The sequence below is a fragment of the Pseudomonas sp. GW456-L12 genome (assembly GCF_059424045.1).
Genome location: NZ_JBWKZA010000038.1, coordinates 40,817 through 51,222, shown reverse-complemented (window position 1 = coordinate 51,222; position 10,406 = coordinate 40,817). Strand labels below are relative to the sequence as shown.

The 10,406-nt window shown below is 63.3% G+C and carries 8 protein-coding genes; 1 reads left to right on the top strand and 7 read right to left on the bottom strand.

Annotated features, from left to right (window positions below; translation table 11 throughout):
* Nucleotides 1-568 precede the first annotated feature (568 nt).
* Entirely contained in the window at nucleotides 569-829 is a 261-nt protein-coding gene (locus AC07Y9_RS28885) for a hypothetical protein (protein ID WP_009041974.1), read from the top strand.
* Between the two features lie 82 nt (nucleotides 830-911).
* Here AC07Y9_RS28885 and AC07Y9_RS28880 read toward each other — a convergent pair whose 3' ends face one another.
* From AC07Y9_RS28880 to AC07Y9_RS28850, 7 genes are all read right to left on the bottom strand, one after another.
* On the bottom strand, nucleotides 912-1,505 hold the full coding sequence (locus AC07Y9_RS28880) for a MarC family protein (RefSeq protein ID WP_102678275.1): 594 nt from the start codon (nucleotides 1,503-1,505) through the stop codon (nucleotides 912-914).
* 62 nt (nucleotides 1,506-1,567) lie between these two features.
* Entirely contained in the window at nucleotides 1,568-4,351 is a 2,784-nt protein-coding gene (locus AC07Y9_RS28875) for a hybrid sensor histidine kinase/response regulator (protein ID WP_102678274.1), read from the bottom strand.
* 100 nt (nucleotides 4,352-4,451) lie between these two features.
* Nucleotides 4,452-5,747: a phosphoribosylamine--glycine ligase gene (purD, locus tag AC07Y9_RS28870; RefSeq protein WP_007921652.1), complete on the bottom strand. Its 1,296-nt coding sequence runs from the start codon at nucleotides 5,745-5,747 to the stop codon at nucleotides 4,452-4,454.
* A 178-nt stretch (nucleotides 5,748-5,925) separates the two neighbouring features.
* Nucleotides 5,926-7,533 (bottom strand): bifunctional phosphoribosylaminoimidazolecarboxamide formyltransferase/IMP cyclohydrolase, encoded by a 1,608-nt coding sequence (purH, locus tag AC07Y9_RS28865; RefSeq protein WP_102680538.1) that lies wholly within the window; start codon nucleotides 7,531-7,533, stop codon nucleotides 5,926-5,928.
* An 81-nt stretch (nucleotides 7,534-7,614) separates the two neighbouring features.
* Nucleotides 7,615-7,935, bottom strand: coding sequence for a DNA-binding transcriptional regulator Fis (gene fis, locus AC07Y9_RS28860; protein ID WP_007921650.1), 321 nt, complete (start codon nucleotides 7,933-7,935; stop codon nucleotides 7,615-7,617).
* Nucleotides 7,932-8,945, bottom strand: a complete 1,014-nt coding sequence (dusB, locus tag AC07Y9_RS28855) for a tRNA dihydrouridine synthase DusB (protein WP_007921649.1) — start codon at nucleotides 8,943-8,945, stop codon at nucleotides 7,932-7,934. The genes fis and dusB overlap by 4 nt, the downstream gene beginning before the upstream one ends.
* Nucleotides 8,946-9,141: 196 nt before the next feature.
* Nucleotides 9,142-10,380, bottom strand: coding sequence for a DUF3426 domain-containing protein (locus AC07Y9_RS28850; RefSeq protein WP_102680537.1), 1,239 nt, complete (start codon nucleotides 10,378-10,380; stop codon nucleotides 9,142-9,144).
* Nucleotides 10,381-10,406 lie beyond the last annotated feature (26 nt).

The following is a 10,406-nucleotide window of genomic DNA, read 5'->3' as shown; positions in this document are numbered from 1 at the left end:
ACTGCGTCGAGGGGCGCTGCGCGCCATCCCCCTGATGAACACCTCCACTCGGCCTCCCGATGGGGCGGGTAGATCAAGATCAAAAGCCGGGCGCGACTTACCGGTCGGCGCTAAATTTTGTAGCCGCTGCCGAGCCTGCGAGGCTGCGATCGACCCCGCAGGGGGCGCAGGGATTTTGAAACCGCTGGAGGACCTTCGGTCCTATCGCAGCCTCGCGGGCTCGGCAGCGGCTACAGGAAGTGTGGGGGCCGTCAGAGGGAAAGAATGGCAACACATTGAGGGTTGTCGCTGGTTTTTTGCGAAGCCATAGTTGCCCGGTCGCCGACGCATCGGCGGCCGATCTTAGCCGGTCGAAATGTGGGGCTATGAACGCTTAAGCGCCATCCATTACCATGCTGGCGCTTTTGGTTGCGCGGCATCCTTTATGGTGGCTGTGCGCGGGACACCTTTGGGTGTGCCGGGGAATGTTCATAGCTCCATCCCTGGTCGGCTAACCCTCGCACAGCTGCCTCCCATTTGTTTAGCCGCAAAGAGTGGCAGCTCTTTATGCAACTAAGGAGCTATGACCATGACGGACTTCATCCCCCTACAAAGCAATCTCACCCCCACCCCAATTTTCCACCTCGACCGCAACGCGCCCGCAGCCGATCTGCATGGCGGCGCGGTACAGCGCATCAAGGCTTCGCGGGATTTGATGCATAGCCTCAATTGCCTGAGTGTCAAAGGCGTGGGCGATCAGGATCTGATTCACTTCGTCAACGCCGCCCACCTGTTGCTGCAAGACGGCTGCGACGCGCTGGATGCCTTGCAGTGGCAACTGCAGGCGTAAAAAATCCCACCCCGGAAAAAGCCCAGGCTCACTGTCCCCAGTGAGCCTGCTTGTTCTTGCCGCTTGTAGCTTGCCGCTGCCTCTACCCCAGATACCCCTTGACCCCGGTAAAGATGATCTGCGCCGCCAGGGCGCAGACGAACAGGCCCATCAGTCGGCTGACGATCTGCAAGCCTTGCTCGCCGAGGATGCGTTCGATGCGGTTGGACAGGTAGAGCACCACGCCGACCGTGAAGCTGGCCAGGGCGATGCTGAGGATCGCGGTGAGTTTGTCGTCCCAGTGCGGCTGGCTGACGCCCATCACCAGCAGGGCGCCGATGGTGCCAGGGCCGACGGTCAGGGGGATGGTCAAGGGCACTATGGTCACGTCCTGCTGCACGTTGTCGGTCTGGATCGCTGACTTGCCCTGGGCCATGCCCAGCGCCGAGATGAAAAGCACGCTACCGGCGCTGATGCGGAAGGCGTCCACGGTGATGCCGAACACATTGAAGATCACCCGTCCGAACAGATACAGCAGCACGCTGGAGGCCAGGGTCGCCAGGGCGACGTTCCACGCCAGGCGCCGACGCTCCTTGCTGGAGTAGCCGCGAGTCAGGCTGATGAAGCAGGACAGGACGAAGAAGGGGCTGTAGAGCACCAGCATCTTCAGGTACACGCTGAACAGCACATGGAGCATGGCGCAAACTCACAGCGAGGGAGGGCGAGCGGAGTTTAACAGGCGTTTGCCGGACTGTCGGCTCAGGACGGTTGCGCCGTGGTGCGGTTCTGCTGATCGCGCTGCGCCACCCAGTGTTCGATCAGTTCGCGCAGTTGCGACAGTTCCACCGGCTTGGCCATGTGCCCGTCCATGCCGGCCTGCCGCGCGCGTTCCTTGTGCTCGGTAAGGATGTGCGCGGTCAGTGCCACCACTGGCGTGCGCACGCGCTGGTTGCCGACTTCCCAGGCCCGCAGCTGCTGGGTGGCGGAGAAACCGTCGAGGATCGGCATTTCGCAGTCCATCAGCACCAGGTCGTAGCGCTGGGCCTTCATCGCTTGCAGGGCTTCTTCGCCGTTGCTCGCGGTATCGGGCTGCAGGTTGAGCTTGCCGAGCATGCCGCGAATCACCTTGGTGGAGATGCTGTTGTCCTCGGCGACCAGGATGCGGAAGTCGCTCGGCACCTTGACCGGCACTGGAACCCCGCTCAGCGAATGAGGCTGATGGGGGACCAGTTGGCCCTTGTTGCGCTGGGTCAGCTCGTCGGCCAGGGTGGTCTTGAGGGTGTAGCCGGCCACCGGTTTGGCGAGGATGCGCTTGACCCCGGCGTTGCGCGCGATGACCTTGCTCGGCGCGTTGCTGATGCCGGTGAGCATGATCAGCAGGATGTCGTGGTTCAGGCTCGGGTCTTCCTTGATCTTGGCCGCCAGTTGCATGCCGGTCATGCCGGGCATGTTCTGGTCGAGCAGCACCACATCGAAGTAGTCGCGCAGGTGCGCCTTGGTGCGCAGCAGGGCCAGGGCTTCCTTGCCCGAAGGCACGGCGCTGACGTTCAGGCCCCAGGCGCTGCATTGCTGCACCAGGACCTTGCGGCAGGTGTCGTTGTCGTCCACCACCAGCACCCGCGCGCCTTGCAGCGGGCCATCCAGGTCGGACGTCGGATGTTCCAGGCGCTCAGGGTCCAGCGGCAGGGTCAGCCACAGGGTGCTGCCCTGGTTGGCGCTGGTCTTGACCCCGAACTCGCCATGCATCAGCAGGATCAGCTGGCGGGCGATGACCAGGCCGAGATTGCCGCCCAGGCGGGTGCTGGCGAGGAAGTTCTTGCTGTGCAGTTCCGAATGCAGCAGGGCATCGCGCTCTTCGGCTTCCATCGGCTGGCCGCTGTCCTGCACGGCGATGCGCAGGCGCGGTTTGCTGGTGCGCTCGTCCAGCGCGACCACCACCAGGACCTCGCCTTCGTCGGTCTTCTTCAGGGCGTTTTCCAACAGGCTGAGCATGGCCTGGCGCAAGCGCGTCGGATCACCGCTGATCACGCGTGGCACCTGCGGCTGGATGAAGCTGATCAGCTCGACGTTCTGCTGCTCGGCCTTGGCGCGGAAAATACTCAGGCAGTCCTCGATCAGTGCATTGAGGTCGAACTGCACGTCGTCCAGCTCGATCTGCCCGGACTCGAGCTTGGAGATGTCGAGGATCTCGTTGATCAGGGTCAGCAGCTCGTTGCCGGCGCTGTGGATGGTCTGCACGTAGTCGCGTTGCTTGACCGACAGTGGTGTGCCCAGCAGCAGCTCGGTCATGCCCAGCACGCCGTTCATCGGTGTGCGGATCTCGTGGCTGATCTTGGCCAGGAACTCGGCCTTGGCATTGACCTCGGCGTTGCTGGCGGCGAGGTCGCGGCTGACGCTGAACTCGTTCTCGGTGATGCTGCGCTGGCGCTCACCCAGGGCGATGCTCATCGCCCACCCGCTCAGGCACATGGTCACCAGCAAGGTGACGATCAGGCCCTGGGGCGCGACCATGGTCAGCCCCAGCAGCGCCGGCAGCACGATCAGCGCGCCGATGTTGAAGATGCCCATGCCGGCCACGAAGTAGCGCGCCGGGCGGTAGCCTTTGTGCCAGTGATAACCGGCGATGAACAGCATGCTCAGGCCGACCAGGGCCACCAGGCCGTAGGTGATGAGGTTCAGCGGGAGTGAATCGACGAACAGCAGCAACAGGCTGCACAGGCCGACCATCAGGATGTCGACCAGCAGCAGCTTGTTCAGCGGGTGCGGGCCCAGCGGGGCAAAAAAGCGATAGACGAACATCAGCCCGCAAGGGGTGGTCAGCAACAGCGCCAGGTAGGCGCCTGGGGTCTGTATCGCGTGCCAGTCCGGCAGCCAGGGGCCGAACAGGTTGAGCATCAGTGCCAGGCTGAGCATCACCAGGGCTTCGCAGGACGCCAGCCACAGGCTGCTGCGCGAACGGGTGTAGGCGTAGCGCACCAGGTTGTGCAGCATCAGCATGCCCATGCAGCCGAACAGCAGGCCGTACAGCACGCTCTGGCCTTGATTGGCCGCGGTCATGACCGCCGGTTGCAGGGTGATGTAAGGGCGCAACTGATGGTCGGAGACCAGGCGCAGGTAGACATCGAGGGTCTTCTGGTTCTGCGGCAGCGGCAGCATGAAGTCGCTGCTGGGCAAAGGCCGTTCGGCCTGGGGCTGCTGGGTGCCGGAGGTCAGTTGCTCAACCAGGTTGTCGCCGTCCAGCACATACATGTCCAGGCGTGACAGGTCGGGCGCGAAGATCCGCAGCAGTTGTTCGTGCTTGCCCGGTTGCAGTTTGAAACGCAGCCATAACGCGCCTCCGGGTTCGGCGGCGGTGATGCGTTCCAGTTCGATCGGGCTGAATTGATTGGTGTAGCGCGGGGAGCGGATATCGCTCAGTTGCAGGTCGGCCTGTTCATCGAGCAAAACGGCCCAGTTACTGCCTTGTGCGGCCTGGGCCGGGATCAAGCAGAGCAGGGTCAGCAGAGTGACGGTGAAACCTATGGCAGTCCTGAGCCAGCGCACGGCGAAATCCCTTCGTAGGTTGATGCCAGATTATAACTATGCGCGGCGCTGGAGCCGTCCGGCAAGGGCCTGGGGGCCCTTGCCGGACAGGAAGACAGGATTACTCCTGACTTTCGCCACGCTCGCGGGCAATGGCCCGGTAACCGATGTCTTTGCGGTAGAAGCAGCCTTGCCAATCGATCTTAGCTGCCAGTTGGTAGGCCTGCTGCTGCGCGGCACCCACGCTTTCGCCCAGGGCGGTGGCGCAGAGCACGCGGCCGCCGGAGGTTACCACCTGACCGTCCTTGAGCGCGGTGCCGGCGTGGAAGACTTTGCCTTCCAGTTTGGCGGCCGCGTCCAGGCCTTCGATCACCGCGCCTTTGGCGTAGTCACCAGGATAGCCGCCAGCGGCCAGGACGATGCCCAGGCTCGGACGTGGATCCCATTGCGCTTCGACCTTGTCCAGCGCCTGGGCCAGGGCGGCCTCGACCAGCAGCACCAGGCTCGATTGCAGGCGCAGCATCACCGGTTGGGTTTCCGGATCGCCGAAGCGGCAGTTGAACTCGATGACTTTCGGGTTGCCGGCCTTGTCGATCATCAGGCCGGCGTACAGGAAACCGGTGTAGACGTTGCCTTCGTCGGCCATGCCGCGCACGGTCGGCCAGATCACCTGGTCCATCACGCGCTGGTGCACGTCGGCGGTGACCACCGGGGCAGGGGAGTAGGCCCCCATGCCGCCGGTGTTCGGGCCGCTGTCGCCGTCGCCGACGCGTTTGTGGTCCTGGCTGGTGGCCATGGGCAGCACGTTCTTGCCGTCGACCATGACGATGAAGCTGGCTTCCTCGCCGTCGAGGAACTCTTCGATCACCACGCGCGAACCGGCGTCGCCGAAGGCATTGCCGGCCAGCATGTCGCGCACGGCGTCTTCGGCCTCGCTCAGGGTCATGGCGACGATCACGCCTTTACCGGCGGCCAGGCCGTCGGCCTTGATCACGATCGGCGCGCCTTTTTCCCGCAGATAGGCCAGGGCCGGCTCGATCTCGGTGAAGTTCTGGTAGTCGGCGGTCGGGATCTTGTGGCGCGCCAGGAAATCCTTGGTGAAGGCTTTCGAGCCTTCCAGCTGGGCCGCGCCAGCGGTCGGACCGAAGCAATCCAGGCCACGGGAGCGGAACAGGTCGACCACACCAGCCACCAGCGGTACTTCCGGACCGACGATGGTCAGGGACACGTTCTTCTCGGCAAAGTCGGCCAGCTGCTCGAGGGCCAATACGTCGATGGCCACGTTCTCGCACTTGGCTTCGATGGCGGTGCCGGCGTTGCCTGGGGCAACGAAGACTTTCTCGACCCGTGGGTCTTGAGCGACTTTCCAGGCCAGGGCGTGTTCACGACCGCCGCTACCAATGATCAGTACATTCATTTCAAAAACCTCGGATGACGCTAATTTGGGGAAGCGCGCAAGCCTGACGTTGTAGCCGCTGCCGCCAGGCTGCGATCAACCGCGAAGCGGTTGCAGGATTTCAGATCGCTGAAGACCCTTCGGGTCTTATCGCAGCCTTCGGCAGCGGCTACAGGGGAGGGTGGCGCCCCATTGATACTTAGTGGCGGAAGTGGCGCATTCCGGTGAATACCATCGCGATTCCGGCTTCGTCGGCGGCGGCGATCACTTCGTTGTCGCGCATCGAGCCGCCTGGCTGGATCACCGCGGTGATGCCGACCTTGGCCGCGTTGTCGATGCCGTCGCGGAACGGGAAGAACGCATCGGACGCCATGACCGCGCCCTGCACTTGCAGGCCGGCGTGTTCAGCCTTGATCGCGGCGATACGGGCGGAGTTCACGCGGCTCATCTGGCCGGCGCCGACGCCGATGGTCTGACGGTTCTTGGCGTAGACAATAGCGTTGGACTTGACGAACTTGGCCACTTTCCAGGCGAAGATCAGGTCGTGGATTTCCTGTTCGGTCGGGGCGCGCTTGGTCACCACTTTCAGGTCGTCGGCGCCGATCATGCCGATGTCGCGGCTCTGCACCAGCAGGCCACCATTGACGCGCTTGTAGTCCCAGGCCGGAACGCGGTCTGCCGACCACTCGCCGCAGGCCAGCAGGCGCACGTTGGCTTTCGCGGCAACAATGGCACGGGCTTCGTCGCTGACCGAAGGGGCAATGATCACTTCAACGAACTGACGCTCGACGATGGCCTTGGCGGTCTCGGCGTCCAGTTCGCGGTTGAAGGCGATGATGCCGCCGAAGGCCGATTCGGTGTCGGTGGCGTAGGCCAGTTCGTAGGCCTGGCGGATACCGCCTTCGGCGTCCGGGCTCACGGCCACGCCGCACGGGTTGGCGTGCTTGACGATCACACAGGCCGGCTTGACGAAGCTCTTCACGCATTCCAGCGCGGCGTCGGTGTCGGCCACGTTGTTGTACGACAGTTCCTTGCCTTGCAGCTGGGTGGCGGTGGCGATGCCGACTTCGGCAGGCTTGGCTTCCACGTAGAACGCCGCGCTCTGGTGCGGGTTCTCGCCGTAGCGCATTTCCTGGGCCTTGATGAACTGGCTGTTGAAGGTGCGCGGGAATTCGCTGCGGCCGGAGGTCGAGAGGGTTTCGGCCGCCTGGTTCACGGTGCCCATGTAGTTGGCGATCATGCCGTCATAGGCCGCGGTGTGTTCGAAGGCCTTGAGCATCAGGTCGAAACGCTGGGCGTAGGTCAGGCCGCCGGCCTTGAGGCTTTCCAGCACCTGGCCGTAGTCGCTGGCGTTGACCACGATGGCCACGTCTTTGTGGTTCTTGGCCGCCGAGCGGACCATGGTCGGGCCACCGATGTCGATGTTCTCGATGGCGGTCGGCAGGTCGCAGCCCGGCTTGGAGATGGTGGCTTCGAACGGGTAGAGGTTGACCGCTACCAGATCGATCGGCTTGATGCCGTGCTCATTCATGATGGCGTCGTCGATACCGCGACGACCGAGGATACCGCCGTGGATTTTCGGGTGCAGGGTCTTCACCCGGCCGTCCATCATTTCCGCGAAACCGGTGTAATCCGCGACTTCCACTGCGGCCACGCCGTTGTCCTGCAGCAGTTTGAAGGTCCCGCCGGTGGAGAGGATCTCCACGCCCAGGGCTTCCAGCTCCTTGGCGAATTCGAGGATCCCGGTCTTGTCGGAAACACTGATCAAGGCGCGGCGGATCGGCAGGCGGGTAGTCTGGTCGGTCATCTCAATTTCCATCAAAAGCAAAGGAGTCAGCAAAAAAGGCGACCGGTTTTACGCGGGCGCCTTTCTGGTTTGATTGAATGCTTACAGCAAATCGTACTGCTTGAGTTTCTTGCGCAGGGTGCCGCGGTTCAGACCGAGCAGCTCGCTGGCCTTGGTCTGGTTGCCCTTGACGTAGTTCATCACGCTTTCGAGCAAAGGAGCCTCGACTTCGGAGAGCACCAGGTTGTACACGTCCGTGACGGCCGCGCCCTCAAGGTGGGCGAAATAATTGTGCAGCGCCTTCTCGACACTCCCGCGAAGGGTCTGGCCTTCTTCGCTCGGCGTATTGAGGTGCTGTTTCAAATTCACGTTGTCGCTCACGGGTGCTGTTCCACTCACTAAAGTCTCGGTCATCATCGTCATGCGGCCACCCCTTCTCCGTCCCCTGTCACCAGGCTCTTGTAACGCTCGGCAAAGAACTCACGAACGTTGGCGCACTGTGCTTCCGTATCTTCCAAACGATTGAAGTGGGCGCGAAACTCCCTGGCGCCCGGCAGAGTTGCGAGATACCAGCCCACATGCTTGCGAGCAATGCGTACGCCCATGACATCGCCATAGAAGGCATGCAGCGCGGCCAGATGCTCAAGCAGAATACGTTCCACTTCGAACAGTTCAGGTGCCGGCAGGGTTTGACCGGTACGCAGAAAATGTTCGATTTCACGAAAAATCCATGGCCGCCCCTGAGCGGCCCGGCCAATCAACAGCCCGTCGGCACCGGTAGCGTCGAGGACGTAGCGGGCCTTCTCGGGCGAGTCGATATCGCCGTTGGCGAAGACCGGGATCGACACCGCCTGCTTGATCGCAGCGATGGTGTCGTACTCGGCAACGCCCGTGTACAGGTCGGCCCGGGTCCGGCCATGGACCGCCAATGCCGTGATGCCTGCCTGTTCGGCGATCTTCGCCACCGTCAGGCCGTTCTTGTTCGCCCGGTCCCAGCCGGTACGGATCTTCAGGGTGACCGGCACATCGACTGCGGCCACCACGGCCTGCAGGATCTCGTTCACCAGATCTTCATCTTTCAGTAACGCGGAGCCGGCGGCCTTGTTGCAGACCTTCTTCGCCGGGCAACCCATGTTGATATCAATAATCTGTGCGCCCAACTCGACGTTGGCGCGGGCGGCATCCGCCAGCATCTGTGCATCGCCACCGGCGATCTGTACCGAGCGCGGCTCGGGATCGCCCTCGTGGATCATGCGCAGGCGCGATTTGCGACTGTTCCACAAACTCATGTCGCTGGTGACCATTTCCGAGACTACAAGGCCTGCACCCAGCCGCTTGCAAAGCTGACGAAAGGGCTGGTCGGTGACGCCCGCCATGGGGGCGAGAATCAAGCCGTTGTGCAATGTATATGGGCCGATGCGTACCGCCGACATAGGACTTCCCTGTTGTGGGGCCGGATCATGAGAGTTCGAAAAAGGGTTGGCATGATACCCGCTCTCGATGACTGGATAAAGGCTGAATTGGATAAAATCTGAACAGTTATTCTGTTATTGCCAACGGTTTGGTCCGCTGGGCAGCAGTCAGAAAACCGCCGTCAATCCCGGGCGGCCTTTGCTCGGATGGCGCGCCTTACTCGGGCGAGTGAAAGCTTAGGCTGTAGTTGACGGCCTTGGGGCCCGGATCGAGGATGTCCAGCGCGATATGGATCGGTGTCTGCGGCGGCATCTCCGACACCCCTTCGAGCTCACCCTTGACGTATTCGCCGGGTTTGAAGCGACGACTGGCGATCAGATGGCCGTTGAGGTCGGCGAAACGCAGTTCCAGCAGCGGGAAGGGCTGGGAGAACGGCGCGCGGTTGTAGATGATCGCATCCACCACCAGGGCGCCGCTGAAGTCCGGGTGGCTGCGCACCACCAGGTTGCTGCTTTTGATGCGGCCGATATCGACCTTCGAGGGCACCGTACAGCCCAGTTCCGGGCAAAACTGCTGGAACCAGGGGCGGTACTGGTCCTGGCGCGCCAGTTCGTCGAAGTGATAGGCGATGTACTGGCCCGCCAGGCCGGCGGCGGCCAGCAGGATCAACAGGCTCCAGAGCAGGCGGCGGCCCCAGGGCGAGCGGCGTTTTTGCCAGTCCAGCTGGATCGGGTCGTCTTCCAGGTCCAGCAGCACGGCGTCCGGCGCCTCGGGCTCGGCGCGCCCACGCTTGTTGCGTGGCGCCGGGCTGGCTGGCGGCTCGATCTCATCGGGCTCGTCGGCCTTCAGGGAGCCGTGCGCTGGCGTGGGCTCCAGGTCGTCGTCCAGGAGCAGGGAGGGCGCCTTGGGTTCGTCTTCCAGATCGTCCAGGTTGAAGGACAGCGACGGTTCGGTACGCCCGGAGCGGCCGGCGTCGACGGGCGGCTGCTCAGGTTTTTCGTCCAGGTCGCCGCTGGTGGCTGGTGGCTGGCTGAACAGGCTGTCGGGCCAGTGTTCCTCTTCGGCATCCGGCTGGTCGCGGCGGGCGCTGAGGGCGTCTTCCCTGGAGGCGCGTTCCTGGCCGAAGGCCTTGGTCGGCTGGATTTCCCGCTGTTCGAGCTTGGCCAGTTCCTCGTCCAGGTCGAGGCTGTCCAGGTCGAGCTCGGTGGCGCTCCACTGCTTCTGGCTGATGGCGCGCGGTGGCGGCGGGGTCAGCGGTTCAGCAGGGGCAGCCGGTGCGGGAGGTGTGACGACAGCGTCCTTGCCAGCGCGTTGCTCAAGCAACTGCCGTGCGGCGTTGAACACCTGCAGGCACGAGCCGCAGCGCACCACGCCCCGGGCCACGCTCAACTGGGCGTGGCTGACGCGGAAGCTGGTTTGGCAATGCGGACACTGGGTGACGAAACTGTCGGTCATGCGGCGATCCGGTTTATACAGGCGGC

Coding starts and splice junctions, on each gene's coding strand:
- AC07Y9_RS28885 (WP_009041974.1), top strand. CDS start 569: ATGACGGACTTCATCCCCCTACAAAGCAATCTCACCCCCACCCCAATT.
- AC07Y9_RS28880 (WP_102678275.1), bottom strand. CDS start 1,505: ATGCTCCATGTGCTGTTCAGCGTGTACCTGAAGATGCTGGTGCTCTAC.
- purD (WP_007921652.1), bottom strand. CDS start 5,747: ATGAATGTACTGATCATTGGTAGCGGCGGTCGTGAACACGCCCTGGCC.
- purH (WP_102680538.1), bottom strand. CDS start 7,533: ATGACCGACCAGACTACCCGCCTGCCGATCCGCCGCGCCTTGATCAGT.
- fis (WP_007921650.1), bottom strand. CDS start 7,935: ATGACGATGATGACCGAGACTTTAGTGAGTGGAACAGCACCCGTGAGC.
- dusB (WP_007921649.1), bottom strand. CDS start 8,945: ATGTCGGCGGTACGCATCGGCCCATATACATTGCACAACGGCTTGATT.
- AC07Y9_RS28850 (WP_102680537.1), bottom strand. CDS start 10,380: ATGACCGACAGTTTCGTCACCCAGTGTCCGCATTGCCAAACCAGCTTC.